The sequence below is a fragment of the Criibacterium bergeronii genome, assembly GCF_001693775.2.
GTDB classification, from domain to species: domain Bacteria; phylum Bacillota; class Clostridia; order Peptostreptococcales; family Filifactoraceae; genus Peptoanaerobacter; species Peptoanaerobacter bergeronii.
The window spans coordinates 1-20,491 of the sequence record NZ_MBEW02000022.1 but is presented as its reverse complement, the minus strand read 5'-3'; the positions used below and the strand labels follow the sequence as shown (position 1 = coordinate 20,491).

General features: G+C 34.0%; 28 protein-coding genes. 27 read left to right on the top strand and 1 reads right to left on the bottom strand.

Annotation, left to right across the window (positions count from 1 at the left end):
• The first annotated feature begins 19 nt into the window (after positions 1–19).
• The 8 genes from BBG48_RS08570 (at position 20) to BBG48_RS08535 (ending at position 6,013) form a co-directional block, all read left to right on the top strand.
• On the top strand, positions 20–1,912 hold the full coding sequence (locus tag BBG48_RS08570; protein WP_068913997.1) for an AAA family ATPase: 1,893 nt from the start codon (positions 20–22) through the stop codon (positions 1,910–1,912).
• Between the two features lie 54 nt (positions 1,913–1,966).
• On the top strand, positions 1,967–2,767 hold the full coding sequence (locus BBG48_RS08565) for a recombinase RecT (RefSeq protein WP_068913998.1): 801 nt from the start codon (positions 1,967–1,969) through the stop codon (positions 2,765–2,767).
• A gap of 9 nt (positions 2,768–2,776) precedes the next feature.
• Positions 2,777–3,493: an MBL fold metallo-hydrolase gene (locus BBG48_RS08560; RefSeq protein WP_068913999.1), complete on the top strand. Its 717-nt coding sequence runs from the start codon at positions 2,777–2,779 to the stop codon at positions 3,491–3,493.
• A gap of 13 nt (positions 3,494–3,506) precedes the next feature.
• Entirely contained in the window at positions 3,507–4,340 is an 834-nt protein-coding gene (locus BBG48_RS08555) for a hypothetical protein (RefSeq protein WP_068914000.1), read from the top strand.
• Between the two features lie 21 nt (positions 4,341–4,361).
• The gene (locus BBG48_RS08550; protein ID WP_068914001.1) at positions 4,362–4,718 is read left to right on the top strand and encodes a hypothetical protein; all 357 of its coding nucleotides are present in this window, start codon (positions 4,362–4,364) and stop codon (positions 4,716–4,718) included.
• Positions 4,711–5,088, top strand: coding sequence for a RusA family crossover junction endodeoxyribonuclease (locus BBG48_RS08545; RefSeq protein ID WP_068914002.1), 378 nt, complete (start codon positions 4,711–4,713; stop codon positions 5,086–5,088). The genes BBG48_RS08550 and BBG48_RS08545 overlap by 8 nt, the downstream gene beginning before the upstream one ends.
• Positions 5,081–5,527: a glucosaminidase domain-containing protein gene (locus BBG48_RS08540; RefSeq protein ID WP_068914003.1), complete on the top strand. Its 447-nt coding sequence runs from the start codon at positions 5,081–5,083 to the stop codon at positions 5,525–5,527. The genes BBG48_RS08545 and BBG48_RS08540 overlap by 8 nt, the downstream gene beginning before the upstream one ends.
• Positions 5,528–5,623: 96 nt before the next feature.
• Entirely contained in the window at positions 5,624–6,013 is a 390-nt protein-coding gene (locus BBG48_RS08535; protein WP_068914004.1) for a hypothetical protein, read from the top strand.
• A 240-nt stretch (positions 6,014–6,253) separates the two neighbouring features.
• Here BBG48_RS08535 and BBG48_RS08530 read toward each other — a convergent pair whose 3' ends face one another.
• Positions 6,254–6,439: a hypothetical protein gene (locus BBG48_RS08530; RefSeq protein WP_068914005.1), complete on the bottom strand. Its 186-nt coding sequence runs from the start codon at positions 6,437–6,439 to the stop codon at positions 6,254–6,256.
• 370 nt (positions 6,440–6,809) lie between these two features.
• Between BBG48_RS08530 and BBG48_RS08525 the strand changes: the two genes are divergently transcribed.
• The 19 genes from BBG48_RS08525 to BBG48_RS08440 form a co-directional block, all read left to right on the top strand.
• The gene (locus tag BBG48_RS08525) at positions 6,810–7,640 is read left to right on the top strand and encodes a hypothetical protein (RefSeq protein WP_199560401.1); all 831 of its coding nucleotides are present in this window, start codon (positions 6,810–6,812) and stop codon (positions 7,638–7,640) included.
• 26 nt (positions 7,641–7,666) lie between these two features.
• The gene (locus tag BBG48_RS08520; RefSeq protein WP_068914007.1) at positions 7,667–7,978 is read left to right on the top strand and encodes an HNH endonuclease; all 312 of its coding nucleotides are present in this window, start codon (positions 7,667–7,669) and stop codon (positions 7,976–7,978) included.
• Positions 7,979–8,258: 280 nt separating this feature from the next.
• Complete coding sequence (locus BBG48_RS08515; protein ID WP_094754496.1) at positions 8,259–8,597, top strand: P27 family phage terminase small subunit; 339 nt, start codon at positions 8,259–8,261, stop codon at positions 8,595–8,597.
• 21 nt (positions 8,598–8,618) lie between these two features.
• Complete coding sequence (locus tag BBG48_RS08510; RefSeq protein ID WP_068914008.1) at positions 8,619–10,313, top strand: terminase TerL endonuclease subunit; 1,695 nt, start codon at positions 8,619–8,621, stop codon at positions 10,311–10,313.
• A gap of 20 nt (positions 10,314–10,333) precedes the next feature.
• Positions 10,334–11,509, top strand: coding sequence for a phage portal protein (locus BBG48_RS08505; RefSeq protein ID WP_068914009.1), 1,176 nt, complete (start codon positions 10,334–10,336; stop codon positions 11,507–11,509).
• Positions 11,490–12,173: a head maturation protease, ClpP-related gene (locus tag BBG48_RS08500; protein ID WP_068914010.1), complete on the top strand. Its 684-nt coding sequence runs from the start codon at positions 11,490–11,492 to the stop codon at positions 12,171–12,173. The genes BBG48_RS08505 and BBG48_RS08500 overlap by 20 nt, the downstream gene beginning before the upstream one ends.
• Positions 12,174–12,186: 13 nt before the next feature.
• Positions 12,187–13,338: a phage major capsid protein gene (locus tag BBG48_RS08495; RefSeq protein WP_094754497.1), complete on the top strand. Its 1,152-nt coding sequence runs from the start codon at positions 12,187–12,189 to the stop codon at positions 13,336–13,338.
• Between the two features lie 10 nt (positions 13,339–13,348).
• A complete protein-coding gene (locus BBG48_RS08490) occupies positions 13,349–13,633 on the top strand; it encodes a hypothetical protein (protein WP_068914011.1) in 285 nt (94 codons plus the stop codon).
• A 35-nt stretch (positions 13,634–13,668) separates the two neighbouring features.
• Positions 13,669–13,941, top strand: a complete 273-nt coding sequence (locus BBG48_RS08485; RefSeq protein ID WP_068914012.1) for a hypothetical protein — start codon at positions 13,669–13,671, stop codon at positions 13,939–13,941.
• Positions 13,931–14,281 carry a phage head closure protein gene (locus tag BBG48_RS08480; protein ID WP_068914013.1) on the top strand — a complete coding sequence of 117 codons (351 nt, stop codon included), beginning with the start codon at positions 13,931–13,933 and terminating at the stop codon, positions 14,279–14,281. The genes BBG48_RS08485 and BBG48_RS08480 overlap by 11 nt, the downstream gene beginning before the upstream one ends.
• Complete coding sequence (locus BBG48_RS08475) at positions 14,278–14,640, top strand: HK97 gp10 family phage protein (protein ID WP_068914014.1); 363 nt, start codon at positions 14,278–14,280, stop codon at positions 14,638–14,640. The genes BBG48_RS08480 and BBG48_RS08475 overlap by 4 nt, the downstream gene beginning before the upstream one ends.
• Positions 14,627–14,935 (top strand): hypothetical protein, encoded by a 309-nt coding sequence (locus BBG48_RS08470; RefSeq protein WP_068914015.1) that lies wholly within the window; start codon positions 14,627–14,629, stop codon positions 14,933–14,935. Before BBG48_RS08475 ends, BBG48_RS08470 begins: the two co-directional genes overlap by 14 nt.
• Before the next feature lie 17 nt (positions 14,936–14,952).
• Positions 14,953–15,519, top strand: coding sequence for a major tail protein (locus BBG48_RS08465; protein ID WP_068914016.1), 567 nt, complete (start codon positions 14,953–14,955; stop codon positions 15,517–15,519).
• A gap of 4 nt (positions 15,520–15,523) precedes the next feature.
• Positions 15,524–15,964, top strand: coding sequence for a phage tail assembly chaperone (locus BBG48_RS08460; protein WP_068914017.1), 441 nt, complete (start codon positions 15,524–15,526; stop codon positions 15,962–15,964).
• A gap of 14 nt (positions 15,965–15,978) precedes the next feature.
• Entirely contained in the window at positions 15,979–16,152 is a 174-nt protein-coding gene (locus BBG48_RS11155; RefSeq protein ID WP_199560400.1) for a hypothetical protein, read from the top strand.
• 54 nt (positions 16,153–16,206) lie between these two features.
• Complete coding sequence (locus BBG48_RS08455; protein WP_068914018.1) at positions 16,207–19,071, top strand: phage tail tape measure protein; 2,865 nt, start codon at positions 16,207–16,209, stop codon at positions 19,069–19,071.
• A complete protein-coding gene (locus BBG48_RS08450; RefSeq protein ID WP_068914019.1) occupies positions 19,061–19,414 on the top strand; it encodes a hypothetical protein in 354 nt (117 codons plus the stop codon). The genes BBG48_RS08455 and BBG48_RS08450 overlap by 11 nt, the downstream gene beginning before the upstream one ends.
• An 8-nt stretch (positions 19,415–19,422) precedes the next feature.
• Positions 19,423–20,199, top strand: coding sequence for a hypothetical protein (locus BBG48_RS08445; RefSeq protein ID WP_068914020.1), 777 nt, complete (start codon positions 19,423–19,425; stop codon positions 20,197–20,199).
• A gap of 35 nt (positions 20,200–20,234) precedes the next feature.
• The coding region (locus tag BBG48_RS08440) for a hypothetical protein (RefSeq protein ID WP_147292842.1) at positions 20,235–20,491 on the top strand (257 nt) is incomplete at its 3' end.

Genomic DNA, 20,491 nt, shown 5'->3' with positions numbered 1-20,491 from the left:
AATATAACAGGAGGAACATTTGAAAATAGAGCTTAAAAGCCTTGAATTAACCAATTTTAAAGGCATAAAAAATAAAAATATAGATTTTAAGTATGATACTACTATATCAGGCGACAACGCTACAGGCAAGACCACTATATTTGATGCATACAGTTATTTGCTATGGGACAAGGACAGTCAAAACAGATCTGACTTTGAGATAAAGACCATAGGAGCTGACGGCAAAGCCATACCGAACATTGAGCACAGTGTAGAGGGTGTATTTGAAATAGACGAGGTAAATTACACCTTCAAAAAGGTATACAAGGAAATATGGACTAAAAAACGAGGACAGACAAAGGCAGATTTTACCGGTCATGCAACAGATTACTATATCAATGACGTACCAATCAAGAAAAAAGAGTATCAAGACAGAATAGGCTCTATCATAACAGAAGATGAGTTTAAGCTACTTAGCAATCCTTTTTACTTCAACGAGGTACTAAAAAAAGAGGAAAAAAGGAAATTGTTAACCGAACTTGTCGAAATTAGTGACAAGTTGGACATAAGCAATGAAAATAAAGACTTTGAAAGGCTGGAGCTTGACAAATACACAATAGACGAGATAAAAGCAAAATACAAATCTCAAGCAAAAAAAGCAAACGAAAAACTAAAAGAAATACCAATAAGAATTGACGAAATACAAAAGCAGATAAGACAGTACAACTTTGATGAGCTTGAAATGCAAAAAAATATAACATTAGGCTCTCTCAAGGTCACAACAGGTGAGCTTGAGCCTACAAACCTTACAGCACAAAGGATAAGACAGCTTACAGGTGAGCTTGCACAGCTTGAAATGCAAAAATCACAAATAGACATAAATGCACAAAAAGACTACAGACAAAAAATAACAGATATCGACGAAAAACTATCAAATATGATATCAGAAATAGACAAAACAGAAAAAATCAAAAAACAAGCCGAATATGACATAAAAAAGCACCAAGAAGAAGTAGATGCAGTAGAAAAAAAGCTTCTAGAAAAGCGCTCACAGTGGGTTGAAATTAAAAAGAAAAAATATAGCGGTGATAATATATGCCCTACTTGCAAGCAAACGCTACCTAATGAACAGATACAAAAAATAATTGAAGAGTTTAATGAGAAAAAATCTGAAGAACTTGAACATATAGAAAGTCAGAGCCAAGAACTAATAAAAGTAAAAAATAAAAGCTCAAGTGAAATAGAAAGCTTAAAAATGACCTTGCAAAACGCTCTACAACAAGAAGAAAAGCTAAAAATGATATATGATACCTTAAAGGATGAAAAAAGCCAAATAAAGCCTGCTGACACGTCAAGTAAGACAGCGGACGTGCAAAGAGAAATAGACAAGGTAAAAAAAGAACTTTCAGACATAGGAGCAAGCTCTGACGAAGAAAACGAAAAGAAAAAGCTGGAGCTACAACAAAAGCTGGATGAGATAAACCAGCAATTGGCAAGTCAAAAGATAAATCAGGACATAAAACAGCAGATAGAAAAATATGAGCTGGAAGAAAAGGAGCTTGCCAAAACTTACGAAGAAGCACAAAAGTATCTATATATAGTGGAGCTTTACGAAAAAGCCTATGCTGATGCAGTTACAGATAAAATCAACTCAATGTTTGACACGGTAAAATTCAAGCTGTTTGACGAGCAGATAAACGGAGGTCTTATTCCTACTTGCGAAGCTACTATAGACAGTGTACCGTACAGCGATTTAAACTCGGCCGGCAAGATAAATGCAGGTCTTGACATAATAAAAACAATTAGCACAAAGCTTGATAAATATGTACCTGTATTTGTGGACAATGCAGAAAGCATAAATGATATAAAAAAGATGAACACGCAAATGATTAAATTGCAAGTGAGCAAAGAAAAGGAGCTAAAAATATGTTAATTACAAAAAAAGAGCAGTTTTTGAATGATGATATAAGAAATGGAGGTAAATAATATGAACAACCAAATGCAACAAACAGCCACACAGGTAACGCCTATAAATCAAATGAAAAACCTGCTGGCAAACAAAGGGATAAATCAAATGTTTGAGCAGGCACTCAAGATGAATGCAGGAGCTTTTATCTCGTCTTTGATAGACCTTTACAACTCAGATGGCTATCTACAAAAGTGCGAACCAAAAGATGTAGCCATGGAAGCTTTAAAAGCGGCAACGCTTAATCTACCTATAAATAAGGGGCTCGGCTTTGCGTATATTGTGCCTTATGGTAAAGCACCGCAATTTCAAATAGGCTACAAGGGATATATACAGTTAGCAATGCGTACCGGTCAATACAAGCATATAAATGCGGGCGCTGTGTATGAGGGTGAAGAGGTAAAAGAAAATAGACTTGCAGGTACCGTTGAAATATTAGGCGATAAAAAAAATGACAATGAGACAGGATATTTCGCATACTTTAAGCTGACAAATGGTTTTGAAAAGTGTTTGTATATGAGCAAACAAGAAATGACAACGCACGCTCAAAGGTTTTCAAAGGCATTTAAAAACGGACCTTGGCAAAGCGACTTTTCGGCAATGGCTACAAAGACTGTATTAAGGTTATTACTAAGTAAATACGGCGTTTTAAGTACACAAATGCAAGAAGCTATAGCAAAAGAAAATGACGATGAACTGCAACAACAAATAAATCAAAACGCAAACAAAGAGGTTATAGACATAGAAAAGATAGATAATAAAAATGTAATTGATATAGAAGCTATAGATGCAGCAGATGACGATATAGAAGCTCCTTTTTAGAGGTGTTACATGAACATTGAAATTTTAGCAAGCGGAAGCCGAGGCAATTGTTATTTGTTAAAGACGCCGGATATCACGCTCTTAATTGAGTGTGGTATCAGTTATAAAGAAATACAAAGAAAGCTAAATTATAAAGTAAGTGATATAGACGCTTGTCTGATATCTCATAGTCACAAAGACCATGCTAGGTCAGTCAAAGACTTATTAAAAGCCGGCATTGATTGTTATATGAGTTTAGGCACAGCACAAGAGCTGGGTGTATTAAAGCATCATAGGACAAAAATTTTTAATCATAACGGTAATTTTATATATGTTGATGAAATAATAAAAAACACACATTTAAAACCAATTTTAAGCATACATGACACTAAGGAACCTATTAACTTTATAATTACTGACTCTTATGGGCAAAGGCTGCTTTTTATGACAGATACAGCATACAGCCCTTATAAAGTTAATGACGTTACACATCTTATGATTGAATGCAACTACATCAAATCAATTATTGATAAAAATGTTAAGGATAAAATTTTGGACATGAATTTAAGAAACAGGATTGTAAACAATCATATGAGTTTAGAGACAGCTTTAGGTTTTTTAAAGGCTAATGACTTAAGAAAGCTAAAAAAAATATACGTACTTCATTTATCTAATAGCAATTGTGACGAAGTCGTTATAAAAAAAGAGATAGCAAAAGCTACAGGTGAAAGCGTAGTTATTTGCTAAGAGGTGACTAATCATGAACTATTTTAAATTAATCAGTGCGTTTTACGATTCGCAGCTCCTAAATCCGTTATCTACAGGACAAATTGCTTTATGGAATGCTTTAGCATTCATAAACAATAGATGTGCTTGGATAGAGTGGTTTACAGTAGCAAATCAAACGATTGAATTAATGACAGGGCTAAATAAAAGTACAATAGTTAGAAACAGAAATATATTAAAACAACAAGGATTGATAGATTTTAAGCTGGGAAATGGCAACAAAGCTTGCAAATACAAGCTTATAGATATATCAAATTCAAGTCATGCGACGCAAAATGCGACGCAAAATGCGTTGCAAAATGCGACGCAAAATGCGACGCAAAATGTAACGGTCATGCAACAGATATGCGACACAGTTTGCAACGATTATGCAACAGATATGCGACCATTAAATAACATAACTAAAACTAATAATAATTATATTATTAACGCGCGTGCGCGCGAGAACCTGAACCATGAAAATTTAATACAAGAAATCCAAGACAGTATATCTAACTATACTAACAACCAAGAGCTTAAAACAGCTTTATTTAACTATGCTCAAATGCGTAAGGAAAAAGGCAACGAGTTGACTAAGACATCTTTATCAGAAGTATTTAAAAGGCTTTTAGAGTTTAAAGATGATAAATCAAGGATTGAGAGCCTTAAATACTCTACCATTGCGGGATATCCTCAGCTTTATGAGGTTAAAGAAAATAAGCCGAGTCAAAATGTACGGGCAAATCGTGCACAAAAACAAAGGCTTAGCTACAACGAGACTGATATCAGCGAGCAGGAGCTTGAAAGGGTTTTATTTCAAAACAACTAAATATTTGAAAAGGGGTAAATCATGGAAAAATTAAGCTTAGAAAACCACGAATTGTTTGGGGAAATGTTAATAGATTTAGACAAACACATAAAGCAGCTTGCAGAAAAATTGGTAAATGAAAACTTTGAAAAAGGGGATATTACTCTAAAATTGACCGTTGAAACATTTGAACAAGTAGACGAAGTAACCGGCAGGATGTGCAAAAGTCCAATGTTTGATTTCAAGGTTTGCTCAACCTTGCAACAAAAAAATCAGACTTTAGGCAAATTGCCTTGCCAAGACAAGGCCTTAGAGGATATGTGCGGAGAAATTTATCTAAAAGACATCAATAAAGCCCAAATGTCAATAAATGATTTGCGAGGTAAAGACTATGATTAATTTGACGCTTTACGGCAGACCAATCACTAAGAAAAACAGCTCCAGAGTGGTAAGATGCGGCAATTACACAAAAGTATTGCCGTCAAAACAGTTTGAGCTTTATCAAAAAGACTGCCTAAGACAAATAACCGGCGATAAAAGGCTGAAGCTGAACACGCCTTGCAATATGTGCTGTGTGTATTATATGCCTACAAGAGGCAGGGTGGACCTTGTCAATTTGCTTGAGGCTACCTGCGATATTTTGGTAAAGGCGGGTGTAATTGACGACGACAATTGCAGCATCGTTGCAAGTCACGACGGTTCAAGAGTGCTTTACGACAAGCAAAATCCGAGAGTGGAGATAGAATTAATTGAGGTGAATAATGTTTAAAATCATTGCTGCCACTTGTTTGGTTATATTTTTACAAATATCACCGGTGCAAGCAAGTGAGAGTTTTTATGAAATATCAAACATGAGCGAAAACGAAATTTACAGGCAAGTAAAAGACACTTATCTTTCTGATATGGCTTACACTTTGTACATGATTGAGCAAAACGAAAAAATAAACTATAAAGCGATTTATGCTATAGGTGCTCTTGAAAGCGGCTACGGCAAATGCTTGTCAAACAGTTACAACTATTTCGGTATAACGGGCAAAGGTGGCTACAGAGCTTTTAACAGCAAGAAAGAATCATTGCAATATCTTGCAAAGCTTTTAAATAATGAGCTTTACAAGGGCAAAAGCATAGATGACATTGCAAGGATATATTGCCCGCCAAACGCTGATAAATGGGCAAAAGATGTTAAATGGCTAATGAAAAATATCTGAGGCGGAAAATGAAAAAAATTAAGTTTAGAGCTTGGGACGAAAAACATCAAAGACAATAAGACAATAGAGGTATTAAATTAAGGGTGGGATTGTGTTTTGAGGGATTATCAAAGAATAAAAGGAACTAAATATATCTTACCAAGACAGGTATACCACATAACCTTGTGGAAGGTAAGAGATTATTATAGGTTAAAACGTCTGGCTGATGATATTTTAGAAGAACGCACATTCTCTTATGATGGACTTCCAAAAGACGGTGGCATAAGCGATAAAGTTGCAAGCAAGGTAATAAAAAGAGAAAAATACTTGACAGAAATTGACATAATTGATAAAACTTTACTTGAGATACCGGCAGAATATAGAAGCGGAATATGGGATAATATACAGTTTGGGAAACCTTATCCAATGGATGCTGACAGAACGACATACAGCAGATATAAAACTAAATTTATTTATAAATTAGCTGGGAGGTTTTCTTTAATATGACAAAATCTGAATTAGTGCAAAACAGGGCAATATCAGAATAGGAAAAGGTAGAGGAAATCAAAATGTAAATATTTATTGCATACCTTGCGATAAATGCGGAATTGATAATAAAAGACATAACTAAATTACAAAAAGTCATTATAAAACTTGCAACACCGGAGAAAACTTTATGATATATAATGATAGTGTGAAAATATGCAGTAACGGAATATCTTCTTTCATATATAAAAGAAAAGCCCCTTAAATTGGGGCTTTTCTAATTATCAAGCTGTCACCGGTAATAACCTTTTCTATTTTGTTTATAGTCTTATCTTCGTTGATAAATCCTAATTCCATAGCTTCTGTTACCGAGATGTTGACTGTATAGCTTGACACATAGCCGTTACCGGCTTTTTTAGGTACAAGCTTGATTTGTTTAGTATCCATGAGTTACTTAGCCTTTCTTACTTTAATAAAAGCTGCTATGCCGAGTACTAAAGCTGATAATGATATTATAAGTATTAGCAGTTGCATAATATTTATGTTAGAGGTATAATATGCTTAACCCTCATACGAGGGAGGGGAATTATTTTTCCCCTTTGGTAGCTGACTTGTACAGCAGGTAAGCAGTGGTCAAATTGATTATCGCTGTTACTAGGTTAGCTACTGTTATTATTATCTCTAACACTTGTTCACCTCCTTTCGATGATATAATTATATCATTACGGTGCGTAAAAGTCAACAGTTTTTTTTAATATTTTTAATTTTTTTATAAGCATTTCCAATATTTGGGAGTGCTTTTTTGTTGGAGAAAAATATGATTACAAATATAAAAAAAGAAAAATTTGAAGATTATGATGGGTTTGTAGAAAAATTCAAACCTAAAAAGACGACAGATGATTGTTATACGCCACCAAAAATGTATGAAGCTATAAAAGATTGGGTTGTAAAAGAATACAAACTGCAAGATAAAAAAATAATAAGACCTTTTTATCCAGGTGGAGATTATGAAAATTATGACTACTCGGAAAACTGTGTTGTAATAGATAACCCGCCTTTCAGTATACTTTCCAAGATATGCGATTTTTATATAAAAAATAATATTAAGTTCTTTTTATTTGCCCCAGCTTTGACAATATTTTCATCAAATACAAAAGGTAAAAAATATATAATAACAGATTCTGAGATAATATATGAAAATGGAGCAAATGTCAAAACTTCCTTTATTACTAATTTAGATAAATACTTGATTAGAACTTCATGCGAATTAAAAAAAATAATAAAGGACGCGCAAAAAAAGACTGATAAAAAGGCATTACCAAAATATACATACCCAAAAGACATTATAACGGCTAGCAGGCTAAAAAAGACAATAAACAAAGGTCGAGAATTCACGCTAAAAGAAGACGAGTGCCATTTTATAAGAACGTTGGATGAACAAAGAAAATATAAAAAAGGTATATATGGAGGTGGTTTTTTGATATCTAAAAGTAAACAAAAAGAACTTGAAGAACTTGAAGAACTTGAAGAACTTGAAGAACTTGAAGAACTTGAAGAACTTGAAGAACTTGAAGAACTTGAAGAACTTGAAGCTTATATTTTCAAGCTCAGTCAAAGAGAGCAAGAGATAGTAAATAATTTAAAATAGTGTTTGACTTTTCAGCGGTGATACAAATGGATTATTTAAAAAAATACAACAAGAAATTTTATAAAACCAAATCTTGGAAAGACAAGAGAAAAGAAATATTACAAAGAGACAACTTCGAGTGCCAACTGTGCAAGCACAAAGGCAGATACTCAAAAGCCACAACAGTACATCACAAAAAGCATTACGACAAATTCCCGCAGCTTGCACTGACTGACAATAACTTAATAAGCGTTTGCAGTATTTGTCATAACAAGCTGCATCCTGAAAAAGCAGAAAGAATATCGAAATACAGAAAAGATAAACAAAAAATTGAAATACACAAAGAAAAATTTGAATAAAAAATTAACAACCCCCGGAGACAAAAAAATCATTTTTTCTATCAAGCAGGAGAACGGGGCAGTAGCCTTGGAGTGGAGAAATATTGCTTTTTCGCATAATGGGGGGATATGAAAGGAGGTTGTATAACTATAAAATATGAGAAAACTAAAATAAAAGTTGACAAAAGCGTAATAAAAGTTAAGAAAAATTGATAAAAGTGAGAAAAACGTAATGAAAGTCAAGAAAAATTGATAAAAGTGAGAAAAACGTAATGAAAGTCAAGAAAAGAGTTGGGGAAAGTTGAGAAAAGTTGACAAAGGTGTTATCAAAGACGAGAAGAGTATTATCAAAGATGATTTAATCGCCCAATTAGCGATAAAGGGTGCCACTCAAAAATTTTATATATCTCTTGTTGATGATTATGTGTCTTTGTGGCAGATAAAAAACAATCTGATAGAGGATATTGAAAAAAGGGGAGTAAGTGTTGAATACAACAACGGTGGCGGTCAAAAGGGATACAAAAAAAATGACAGTATTGCGGAGTTAAACAAGACTAATGCTCAAATGCTTAAGATTTTAAGTGAGCTTGGTTTGCGTGGTGCTGATATAAAATCCTGCGATATAGACGATGAGTTATAAAAATAAAAAGGGTTGTTTGAAATGAGGGGTAAAAAATATCATGAATATTTACAGGAGTGGATAGATTGTGTAGAAAAGGGCAAATATTACACTTGCAATGAGCAAAAGCAATTGATTAAATTTATAAAGCCGATATTAGACAGTGATAATGTGATTTTTAAGCCTGAGATTGTTGAAGAGTATGTAAAAATTACAGAAAAATATTTTTTTAAGCTTATGCCTGACCAGAAATTTTATGCGAGCCTTATTTTCGGTCTTTTTTATAAGGGCGGTTTTGATGATGATAAAAACGCCGATAATTGCGATAATCTAAGGCTTGTTTTTAATCAGATTTTTATAATGGCCGGCAGGGGCTGGGGCAAGAACGGTTTTATATCGTCGCTTGCTTTTTTTATGACTTCGGCAAATTATGGGGTGGAAAAATATCACGTACATATTGTGGCCATGAGTGAGGAGCAGGCGAGGACTTCTTTTCAGGATTGCTATGATGTTATAAGCGATATGGGAGAAAAGGGAAAAAGGATTTATGATTACAATTTGCAAAAGATACGTTGTAAAAAGACGAAATCTGAAATAAAATATAAGACTTCCAATGCAAACACTAAGGACGGGGGTAGACCGGGGTGCGTGATTTTTGATGAGGTGCACGCATACGAAAATTATCAAAATATAAAGGTTTTTACCGGCGGTCTTGGTAAGGTTGCTTATCCAAGAAGGATTTATATTACTACTGACGGCGAGGTAAGAGACGGTGTGCTTGATGATTACAAGCAAAGGGCAAGGCAGATATTGTGCGGTGAAATTGAGCATAAGGGTTTTTTGCCGATAATAGCTAAGCTTGATACTATCCAAGAAGTTGGTAAACCTTATCTTTGGGAAAAAGCAAATTTGAGGATAGATTTCAGTCCTGATTTAAAAACGGAAATTGAAACGCAATACTATGAAATGCTACAAAATGAGAGCATGAAAGAGGCTTTTATAACTAAGAGAATGAATTTGCCTTATGTTTCAAAGGTTAAAACTGTTTGTACGTGGGATGATTTGATTTTTGCTTGTCAAGGTCATGAATGGTTAGACCTAAAGGGCGTTGAATGTATAGGTTCTATAGACTTTGCTGACCTGCGAGACTTTGCAAGTGTAGGTCTTAGATGGAAATATAAGGGCAAAACATATTTTAGACAGCATACCTTTATACATGAAACCTCTTTACAGCTTACTAAGTTTAATATTGATATTGACGAATGTGTAAAAAAAGGCTGGGCAACTATAGTACCTGCATATAAATATCCAACTATTTCAGCGGATTTAATTGCTGATTGGTTTGATGAGCAAGCTAAGCAAGGCTACTATGTTAGCAAAATAAAAGCAGATAGCTTTAGAATACAAGCGATTAAAGAGGCTTTACAAAAACGAGGGCTGCCCGAAATTATAGAGGTTAGGAGCGGTAGTTACTCGCATAATAAGGTGGCTCCAACGATTGATGTGTTATTTGCTAATAAAACCTTAGTGTTAGAGGATGATAAATTAATGCGTTGGTTTGTATGGAATGTTAAGCGTGAGGTTGATAAAAAAGGAAATGTAACATATTTAAAGCTTGAGCCTATCAAGCGTAAAACTGATGGCTTTTTTTGTTTCCTTCACTCACTTATTGATGATGACTTACAAGATTATGGAGTAGAGGGAAATACTATGAATTTAGGTGTTTACACTTATTAATTTTTGAAAGGTGGTGAATTATGGGTTTTTTTAGCTGGTTTTTAAATTTATTTCCGATTTTTAACAGGGAAACCGGAAAGCTTGATTTAAACAACTATTGCACTTTAGAGGCTAAATATAATTATAAGGCTTTAGCCGTTGAAACTGCTGTAAATTTAATGTCAAATATATTTTCAGTTGCAACGTTTAAGACCTTTGAAAAGGGCAAAGAAATTCAAAATTCAAACTTTTATCTGCTAAATATTGAGCCTAACATAAATCAAAATGCGAACACCTTTTGGAGAAAGGTTATCTATAATTTAATTTACAAAAATGAATGCTTGATTTTGCAACAGGGGGCTATGTTTTATATTGCAGATGAATTTACAAGGACTCAAAGAGCTTTTACTGAAAGTACATATTCAAATATTATGATAGGTGATTTGAGTATGAACAAGGTTTTTAAAGAGTCTGAGGTTTTTTATTTGACTTTACACAATAAGAAAATGTCAGATGTCATAAATGGGCTTTTTGAAGATTACGGAAAATTAATTGAATATTCAAAAAATACTTATAAAAGGAGTAACGCAAGACGTGGGACGTTAGAAATTCCAGTCAATTATCCTCAAACCCCAAAGGCTCAAGAGGAATTAGACAAATTGCTGAAGGAAAATTTCAAAACCTTTTTCAAGGCGGAGGATGCTGCGTTATTGCCTCTTACAAATGGATTAAAATATAATGACTTAACTAATCAGACTTATAAAAATGGCTCGGACTCAAGGGATATTAGAAGCTTGATTGATGATATGTTTGATTATGTCGCTATAGCTTTTCAGCTTTCGCCTAAGCTTTTGAAGGGTGATTTTTCTGATTTAAATAATAGCTTAGATTATACGCTAATGGTTGGTATTAAACCGATTAAAGATATTATTGAAGCTGAGATAAACCGCAAGCTTTATGGTAAAAGTGCATATCTTGAGAAAAGCTATATGAAGGTTGATATATCAAGGATAAAGGAAATATCTCTAAAGGATATGGCTGTGGTTATTGATTTGTTAAGTAGAAACGGAGTGAATTCTCTTGATGATAACAGAAAATTACTTGATATGGAGGAAATTGGAGGTGAACTTGGCAAAACTAGGTTATTTACTAAAAACTTGGGAACCTTAGAGGAAATTAAAAAAGGGGGTGAAAATCTTGAAAAAACAAAAAATTGATTTTAGGCTAGAGGCAAAAAAGACAGATGAAGATATAACAAAGGTTTATATGTATGGTGATATTGTAGACGAACAGCCGCTTGATTGGTGGAGTGGAGAGCCTTTAGATGGGGAGTATATTTTTCCTGAAAGGGTGAGAAATTTATTTGATGAAATTGAAACTAAAAACGTTGAGCTACACATAAATAGCTATGGTGGCAGCGTGTTTGCCAGTGTGGCTATTTTTAATTACTTGAACACCTTAGATAAGGATATCACTGTAATTATTGATGGTTTGGCTGCAAGCGGTGCATCTCTTATCGCTATGGCCGGGAAAACAATTAAAATGCCTAAAAATACTGTAATGATGATACATCGTGCCAGTACCTTCGGTTATGGAAATTGTAATGATTTAAGAGAAGTTGCAGACACCTTGGAAAAATTAGATAACTCAATAGTTATGCAAACGTATCTAAAACGATTTAAGGGCACATCCAAGGAGCTTCATAGCTTGGTAGATAGTGAGACATGGCTAAGTGCTCAGGATTGCTTTAATAATGGTTTATGTGACGAAATCATTGAATTAAAAACCGAAAAAGAACCTGAAAATAAAAAGGTTACAGAGCAAGAAATAACAAATGGTATTAGGTTTATGAAAAACTTTGCTAATTTAAAATTTAATTAAAGGAGACAAACACATGGAAAATATGGATATGGTAAAGGATATGGATACTCTAAAAAATGAATTCTTTAATGCTTTACAAGGTGATGATGAAAATGCACAAAAAGAGGCTTTTAAAAACTACACTGAAGGATTACAAAAAGGTATAATGGTTCAAGCGGAAAGTTATTTGAAAATTCAGGCTGAAAATAACGCAGACGAAAAAGCTTTGGTACAAAGGGGTATACTAAGACCTCTTACAACTGAGGAAAAGAAATATTTTAATGCTGTTATTGAAAAACAGACGTTTACCAATCTTGATTTGGCTTTTCCAAAAACTATAATTCAAGATGTTTTTGCTAAGCTAAGGGAACAAAGACCGTTGCTTGCAAAAATAGACACTATGAATACTGAAATTTTAACACAATTTATCTATGCTAAATCAACAACTGCTACTGCTTTTTGGGGTCAAATTTGCAGTGACATCAAGCAAATGGTACTAGAAGGGTTTAATGTTGTTAATATACAAGCTTCTAAGCTTTCAGGCTTTGTGCCTATCTGTAAGGGTATGTTGGAACTAGGCCCTAACTGGCTCGCTGAGTATGTAATTACTCTAATAACTGAAATAATGAGCTACACTTTAGAGCTTGGTATAGTACAAGGTACCGGTAAAGACCAGCCAATAGGTATGATGAAAAAATTATCGGGTGCTGTAGATGGTGTTTATCAAGACAAGCCAACTATTGCCCTTACAGCACTAGACGCTAAATCTCTAGTTGGTGTAAGAGCTGCTCTTGCTAAATCTAAAAATGACAGTGCGAACGTTTCAATAATTGTAAATCCTGAAACTTACTGGGCAAAATTATTCTCAAACTTAGTTATTAGAAATGCTAATGGAGAATTTATATATGATAAGCTTGCTACCGGCGAAACTATAATACAATCTTATGCAGTGCCTAAGGATAAGCTAATAGTTGGAGACCCTAAGAACTATATCTTGATGGTAAGCGGAAACATGAGAATTGACAAATATGAGGAAACTTTAGCTATAGAAGATGCTACACTTTACATTGCAAAGATGTATGCCAACGGCATGGCTAAAAATAAAGATGCTTTCTTTGTAGTAGATATCACCGGTGTGAAAGGTGTAGATGTTCCTGCTTTGGAAGTTGAAACACCCGGAGTTTAGGAGGTAAGCTATGAAAGTAAGAGCTAAAATAATATTTAATGACTACCTTGAGAATGTTTTAAGAAAGCCGGGCACTGACACCGAAGTTTTTGAGGTATCAGAAAAAAGATATAATGAAATAATCACTAGAGGCGGTAAGGATTGGGTCGAGGTGATAAATGATGAGGTAGACCTTGACAGTATGTCTCGCAAGGAACTTGACGCTCTTGCGTTAAAAAAAGGTATATCAGATGCTGAGCTGAAAAAGGCAAAAAATAAAGACGATGTGATTGAATTAATAAAAGGGATAGCATAATTGCTTATCCCTTTTTAATTTAAAGGGGTGAGATTATGCTGGACGAAATAAAAAACTATTTAAATATCACATGGGAAGATGCTGACATCGATAAAAAACTGACGTCTATGATTGAAGAAAGTAAAAAGGCGATTAACAGTCTGATGGGTGTTGAGATTGATTTTGATGTAGACTTGGAACAAAAAGAATTGCTTAAAAATAGAATTCGTTATGCTTATAATAACGCACTTGAATGTTTTGAAGATAATTTTAAAAGTGAAATTTTAAGGCTTCAATTTCAAGAAGGAGTGAAAGCATATGAAAAATAAGCAACAGCTATTTAATGATGTTAATCGAGTGTTTGATACTCCTTTTATAATTCAAGAAAAAACTGTTATACAAGACGAAAACGGCATTGAAGCTGAGACATGGAAGGATAAATATAAATTATTTGCAGCTGCAAAAAGTCTTTTTGGCAGTGAATATGAGCTTGCAAGGCAAAGAACTGATAAAAAAACTGTTAAATTCATTGTGAGAGCCGGAGTGCATATTACTAGTGATATGCAAATTATTTTTGACGGTAACGCTTATGATATTGAAAATGTTGATAACATAGGCTTTAAAAATGAACTGTTGGAAATAAAGGCAACGTTAAGAGGTGTGCGATGATTGATTTAGAAAAAGAAATTGAAAATGCTTTTGTTAAATATGGGAGTCAAGTCAAGGGGGTTTTAAAAACTAAAAGTGATAAGGTTGCCAAAGGGACTGTAAAGGAGCTTAAAAGTACATCTCCAAAAAAGTCCGGAAACTACGCTAAAACATGGACTTCAAAAAAGAACTCAAATTCTGTAAGTTATTCAAACATTGTACACAATGATAAAAACTATAGATTAACACATTTACTGGAAAATGGTCATGCTACTAGAAAAGGTGGCAGAACTAGAGCTTTTCCACATATAAAGCAAGCTGAGGAAAAAGCAATAAAAAACTTTGAAAAGGAAGTGAAACAAGAAATTGAAAAACTCTGATTTAAACAAGTTATTAAAAAGTCTTGGGTTGCCTGTAGCTTATGGGAGATTTAAGAGTAAGCCGAAGCTTCCTTTTATTGTTTTTATGCAAAGTGGTAGCAATAACTTTTTTGCAGATAACAAAGTTTTTAAAAAAAATAATTCAAATTATATTGAGCTTTACTCTGAAGCTAAGGATTTTGAAAATGAAGGTAAAATTGAGGATTTGTTAGATGCTAACGAAATTCCTTGGGAAAAGTCCGCAGATATTTATATTTCAGACGAAGATATTATTTTGATTAGATATTATATTTAAAAAAAAAGGAGAATTTTATGGCTAATAAGGTTAAATATGGGTTAAAAAATATTCATGTATTCCCAATAACTGAGGATACAAGCGAAAAAATAACATATGATAAAGCTATACCAATACAAGGAGCGGTAAGCTTAAGTATGAAAGCAAGCGGAGATAGTAATGAATTTTATGCCGATGATGTTGTTTACTGGGGTGAATACTCAAACAACGGTTATGATGGTGATTTAGAGATTGCTAAAATTCCTGAAGAATTTGAAACTGCTATTCTTGGATTTATTAAAGACAAAAACGGAGCTATAGTTGAATCAACTGAGGTTAAATCCAAAAACTTTGCTATAGCTTTTGAAATAGACGGAGATGTAAATCAGGTAAGACACATACTTTATAAATGCTCTGTCAGCAGGCCTGACGTTGAAGGTGAAACTAAAAAAGAAAAGATTGAGCCTAAGACTGATAAGCTTAGTCTTAAAGCTATGGCAACGCTAAAAGACGGATTAATCAAGGCAAAATTGGAAAAGGGTAAAACCGGATATGACACTTTTATGACCTCTCCTTATATGCCAACACCTGTAGCTGGGGTATAGAATTATGAAAAAAACATTGAAATTTGGAGAAAAAGAGATTACATTTTCAAGTAATGCCAATTTGTCTTATATCTTTAAAAATCAGTTTGGTTATGATTTGGTACAAAAGGCAATCCCTCTAATATCTGAAATTATTAGAGGGATATCACCTTATGCTAAATTTGAAAAAAATGAAATGACTTTTGACAATTTAGATTTAGAAAATTTGGCGGATATAGTAGAACAGCTAAATTCTTTGGAAATTACAGAAATAATGAATATAATTTGGGCAATGGCAAAAGCTAATGATAGTGAAATTAAAGAGCCTGAATTATTTTTTGCTGATATAGAAGATTTTGATATTATTGATAGCATCAAGGAGCTTGCACCAATTTTCATAAATTCTTTTGTTTCAAAAAAAAAGCTAATGAAGATGTTTCCGAAACTGGAACAGACTACTGTGTAAGTACTGATGAAATTATGACCGGAGCTATCGCAAGGGGTTTAACTCTTAAAGATTTTGAAAATCTTACTATAGGACAGCTTGTAGACTATGCTGTAACTTATAACGAAATGTATAATCTAGAAAATAAAGAGAAAAAAGAAAAAGACACTGTCAGACTTGCTACGCAGGCTGATATGGATAGATTTTAAGCACTCGTAAGGGTGCTTTTTTCTTTGAAAAGCTTTAAAGGAAGGAGGTAAAACGTGGCTGGAAATATAAAGGGCATAACTATTGAAATTGGCGGTAATACTACAAAACTTGAAAAGGCATTAAAGGGTGTAAATAAAACTAGTAGAGATTTAAATAATGAATTAAAAAGCATTAATAAATCTTTAAAATTTAATCCGGGTAACTCGGATTTGATAGCTCAAAAGCAAAGGGTATTGGGTGAGCAGATACAAAATACTAAGAAAAAAATTGATGCTCTTAAAATAGCTTATAAGCAAGCACAAGACCAACTGGCAAAAGGCAATATAAGCCAATCGGAATTTGATGCACTGACTAGAGATATTATAACTGCTGAAAATCAGTTAAAAAGCTTTAGTAAAGAGCTTTCTAATATTTCTCAAAATAGTGCAAAGTTAAATGTAATAAATAAAGATTTGGACGAAATTGGAAAATCTTCAGACAAAACAAAAAATGAACTAAAGCAAATAAATGAGGCTTTAAAGCTGGACCCTAAAAATGTTGAGCTTGCAGCACAAAAACAAGCTGTACTGGGTGATGCTACAGAGCAAACTAGAAAAAAACTAGACCTTTTAAAGCAAAAGCAAGAGGAAACTAAAAAAGCATTTGAAAATGGCGAAATTGGTGCTGATAACTACAGAGCTATAAACAGGGACATAGAAACTACCACAAAAGAATTAAAGGACTTACAAAAAGAGCTGGACAAGTCAAAAAGCAAGTTTGAAGAGTTCGGAAACTCAGCAACCGGTGTAGGAGAGAAATTTAAATCGGCAGGCGACAAAATGAAACCGATATCTGCCGCTGCCGCCGGGGTAAGTGTTGGAGCTGTTAAGATGGCTACTGACTTTGAAGACAGCTTTGCAAAGGTAGAAACTATCGCTGATACTACGAACACGTCTTTAGAAGATTTAAAGGACGGAGTTTTAGCATTATCAAAGGAAACTGGACAATCAGCATCTGATTTGAATGAAGGTCTGTATCAGGCAATATCGGGGTCTGTTGATACTGCAGAGGCTGTAAATTTTTTGGGTGTAGCAACGAAAGCTGCAAGAGGGGGATTTACAGATGCAGAGACTGCTGTAAACGGCTTAACAACAGTGCTTAATTCTTATGGTATGGCTAGTAGTGAGGCTGAAAAAATAGCTAATCAGATGCTTATTACTCAAAATCAAGGTAAAACGTCATTTGGAGAGCTTGCCGGTTCTATAGGTAAAATTACACCTTTAGCGGCTGCTTTGGGTGTAAGCACTGATGAATTATTTTCTTCATTAGCTGTAACAACAGCTCAAGGCTTAGCTACATCAGAATCTGTAAGCGGACTTAAAGCTGCTATGTCAAATGTCATTAAACCTACAAAAGAAGCATCCGAAACTGCGGAGGCTCTAGGTTTAGATTTTTCAGCCTCAGCAATAAAGGCTAAAGGCTGGATGGGATTTCTAGGAGATATGAGAACAAAGCTAGAGCAAGCCGCACCCGCTTATGTGGAATTATTTAATAAACAAGTACAAGTAACTACACAAATGAGCGAGCTGGAAAAAGCAGGGAAAAAAGGCTCTGATGAGTATAAAGCTTTAAACTCAACGTTTAAAGAAATAGATGCTCAAATGAAAAGTCTTGAGGGGGCTACTGATTCACAGGTTGGAGCTTTTGCCACGATGTTTGGCTCTGTTGAAGGGTTAAACGCTATGCTGATGCTCACGTCTGATACCGGATTAAATAAATATAATCTCACAATGCAAGATATGCAGACCAACACAACTGCATTAGATGATGCTTTTAAAAAAATGAATGATACTCCCGGGCAAAAAATGAAAAAATCTTTAAATGATGTGAAAAATGCTGGAATAAAATTAGGTCAGGATTTACTTCCGGTAGTTATATCAGTATCAGAGGCTATATCGGGTTTAGCTGATTGGTTTTCTAATTTGAGTCCGGAAACTCAAGATTTTATTGCTAAATTTATTTTAATTACTGCTGCGGTCAGTCCTGTGCTTTTAGCTTTAGGCGGTCTTATAACAACCATTGGAGCAATTTCAACTGCAATCGGTTCTGTTATAGCCGGATTTTCTGCTGCCGGTGGTGCCAGTGGAGTTTTAGCAGGTGCTTTAACTTTTTTAAGTGGGCCTATCGGTGCAGCAATTGCTATCATTGGTGGTCTAGTTGCTGTAGGTGTAATTCTTTATAAAAACTGGGATACTATAAAAGAAAAGGCATCGCAGGCAGGAGAGTTTATAAAGGGTGCTTGGAATAGTGCCGGTAAAAGTATTTGTGATGGTTGGGATAACTTAAAGGCAGGAGCGTCCGAAAAATGGGGTAGTATACAAAAATCTGTCGGTGGCTTTATTACTAACATGAAAAATGATGCTACATCTAAATTTAATGATATTGCAACTAAGGCGGGTAATGCTTTTGAAAATACTAAGAAAAGTATAAGGGATAAAATTTCAGATGCTAAAAAACTTGTATCTGACGGACTGGATAAAATTAAGGGTTTCTTTGGTAATTTGAAATTACCTGAAATTAAGCTGCCTAAAATTAAATTACCTCACTTTAGTTTTACAGGTGGCTTTTCAATAAATCCTCCAAGTGTACCAAAATTTAATATCAATTGGCATAAAGACGGGGGGATTTTTACATCGCCTACAATTTTTGCGGGTGCTAAAGGTTTTCATGGTGTGGGTGAAGCCGGAGCAGAGGCTATACTACCTTTAAGCAAATTAAAAGATTTTATTCATAGCGGGGATACGTTCATTTCAATAAATATCAATAACACGTCTGTTAGAAATGATGATGATATAACAAAAATTGTTGAACAGGTTAAAAAGGCTATAAAAGAAGAAATGCAAAGAGCTAAGAGGGGGCGAGGCTTAGTTGGAGTTTAAATTTAAAGGGATTTCAAGTTTAAAATATGATTTAATTTTTGACATAGTGACTTACCCGCTTTATGAAAAACCGAAGTTTATAAGGGTTGAAATTCCCGGTAGGCATGGTGATATAAAACGCTGTGATGGTTTTGAAAGTGTGCCTTGTGAGATTGATATTTTAGTAAGAGGCTCAGTTGCTCAAAGGATTACTAAGATAAATGAATTAAAATCATGGCTTACAGGACAAGGTACACTGGAGCTTGAGGGAGATGCAGCGAGGGAAATGGTAGTAATTGATTTTAAGCCTAAGGAAAAGTATAGATTTTATGAGGTGGTAACTGTTGATTTTGAAAGTGTTTAGGAGGGTTTATGGATAAATACGAATTGACTTTGAATGGACAAATATTAAAAAATAGTAAAAAAGAGTCAAGCAATCAAATTAAAATTGAGGTTTTAGACATTGATGAGGCTAAAATAGAAGAGCCTGAGTTTAAGCAGATAACGCTAGAGCCAATGAATACTAATGATATTAATGCTAACGCTGTTAATTTTCAAAAAAATGTTGAGAATATTAAAAATACTGCCGGACTTTCTCAAGTAGGAGTGACAGGGACAGGATTAAAAGCGTGTTATGAGATGAAATACAAAGATTTTCCCAGCTTCAATATAACATGCTCCCATGGAGTAGAGAGTCAGGAAGGCTTATCATTATCGGATGAAACTATATTGGAAGAAACATCTATAAAAATTCTTACTTTAGAACAAGGTATTTTTTTTACTGTTCTTTTACCTCCGATGTCAGATGGGATCCCAAGAGACAAACCGCTATTTTCATTATGTAAAACTAAATATGGTAAAGTAATTACTACTTTTATGGATTTTCAGATTAATGGAAATAACTTTGAATTTGGTTTGATAGCTAAAGAATACGGTTTATTCTTTTTTGATAATAAATTTATTCTATCAGATATGTTTGAATGTCAAGATGACGTTTACATTAATCCTCCAACAAAAAAAATAAATTTATCAAAAAGGATTGAAGGAGTAAAACAGGTAAGTGGATTAGGAACACGCAGCTGCGTTTTTCTAAAAATAAGAGGTAAAAAATATATTAGATTAACCGATGATGCTTTTTTGGAAATATAATTGTAAAAATAAAATGTTTCTAAAGGGTGTAAATTATGAATAATATAATTGATGCTAAAATAAAAAAGGTCTACAATGACGCTTACACTTTAAATTTACAGCTGGTGGGTGAGCAGGCTCAAAGGGGTGATGTTTTAACTGTTGATAATCAAAGCTTTAAAGTGCATACGGCGGAGCTGGAGGGTGTGAATAAAAATATTCAAAGTATTTACGCTGAGCATATATCATATGAACTTAATGAGTCTAATTTAAAGGTACAAAAGGATGAGTCAGGCAAATACACTCTTAAAGG

Excerpts from the sequence above, each read along its gene's own strand:
- BBG48_RS08565 (WP_068913998.1), top strand. The coding sequence starts at position 1,967 with ATGAACAACCAAATGCAACAAACAGCCACACAGGTAACGCCTATAAAT.
- BBG48_RS08560 (WP_068913999.1), top strand. The coding sequence starts at position 2,777 with ATGAACATTGAAATTTTAGCAAGCGGAAGCCGAGGCAATTGTTATTTG.
- BBG48_RS08555 (WP_068914000.1), top strand. The coding sequence starts at position 3,507 with ATGAACTATTTTAAATTAATCAGTGCGTTTTACGATTCGCAGCTCCTA.
- BBG48_RS08550 (WP_068914001.1), top strand. The coding sequence starts at position 4,362 with ATGGAAAAATTAAGCTTAGAAAACCACGAATTGTTTGGGGAAATGTTA.
- BBG48_RS08545 (WP_068914002.1), top strand. The coding sequence starts at position 4,711 with ATGATTAATTTGACGCTTTACGGCAGACCAATCACTAAGAAAAACAGC.
- BBG48_RS08540 (WP_068914003.1), top strand. The coding sequence starts at position 5,081 with ATGTTTAAAATCATTGCTGCCACTTGTTTGGTTATATTTTTACAAATA.
- BBG48_RS08530 (WP_068914005.1), bottom strand. The coding sequence starts at position 6,439 with ATGGATACTAAACAAATCAAGCTTGTACCTAAAAAAGCCGGTAACGGC.
- BBG48_RS08525 (WP_199560401.1), top strand. The coding sequence starts at position 6,810 with ATGATTACAAATATAAAAAAAGAAAAATTTGAAGATTATGATGGGTTT.
- BBG48_RS08520 (WP_068914007.1), top strand. The coding sequence starts at position 7,667 with ATGGATTATTTAAAAAAATACAACAAGAAATTTTATAAAACCAAATCT.
- BBG48_RS08510 (WP_068914008.1), top strand. The coding sequence starts at position 8,619 with ATGAGGGGTAAAAAATATCATGAATATTTACAGGAGTGGATAGATTGT.
- BBG48_RS08505 (WP_068914009.1), top strand. The coding sequence starts at position 10,334 with ATGGGTTTTTTTAGCTGGTTTTTAAATTTATTTCCGATTTTTAACAGG.
- BBG48_RS08495 (WP_094754497.1), top strand. The coding sequence starts at position 12,187 with ATGGAAAATATGGATATGGTAAAGGATATGGATACTCTAAAAAATGAA.
- BBG48_RS08490 (WP_068914011.1), top strand. The coding sequence starts at position 13,349 with ATGAAAGTAAGAGCTAAAATAATATTTAATGACTACCTTGAGAATGTT.
- BBG48_RS08485 (WP_068914012.1), top strand. The coding sequence starts at position 13,669 with ATGCTGGACGAAATAAAAAACTATTTAAATATCACATGGGAAGATGCT.
- BBG48_RS08480 (WP_068914013.1), top strand. The coding sequence starts at position 13,931 with ATGAAAAATAAGCAACAGCTATTTAATGATGTTAATCGAGTGTTTGAT.
- BBG48_RS08475 (WP_068914014.1), top strand. The coding sequence starts at position 14,278 with ATGATTGATTTAGAAAAAGAAATTGAAAATGCTTTTGTTAAATATGGG.
- BBG48_RS08465 (WP_068914016.1), top strand. The coding sequence starts at position 14,953 with ATGGCTAATAAGGTTAAATATGGGTTAAAAAATATTCATGTATTCCCA.
- BBG48_RS08460 (WP_068914017.1), top strand. The coding sequence starts at position 15,524 with ATGAAAAAAACATTGAAATTTGGAGAAAAAGAGATTACATTTTCAAGT.
- BBG48_RS11155 (WP_199560400.1), top strand. The coding sequence starts at position 15,979 with ATGACCGGAGCTATCGCAAGGGGTTTAACTCTTAAAGATTTTGAAAAT.
- BBG48_RS08445 (WP_068914020.1), top strand. The coding sequence starts at position 19,423 with ATGGATAAATACGAATTGACTTTGAATGGACAAATATTAAAAAATAGT.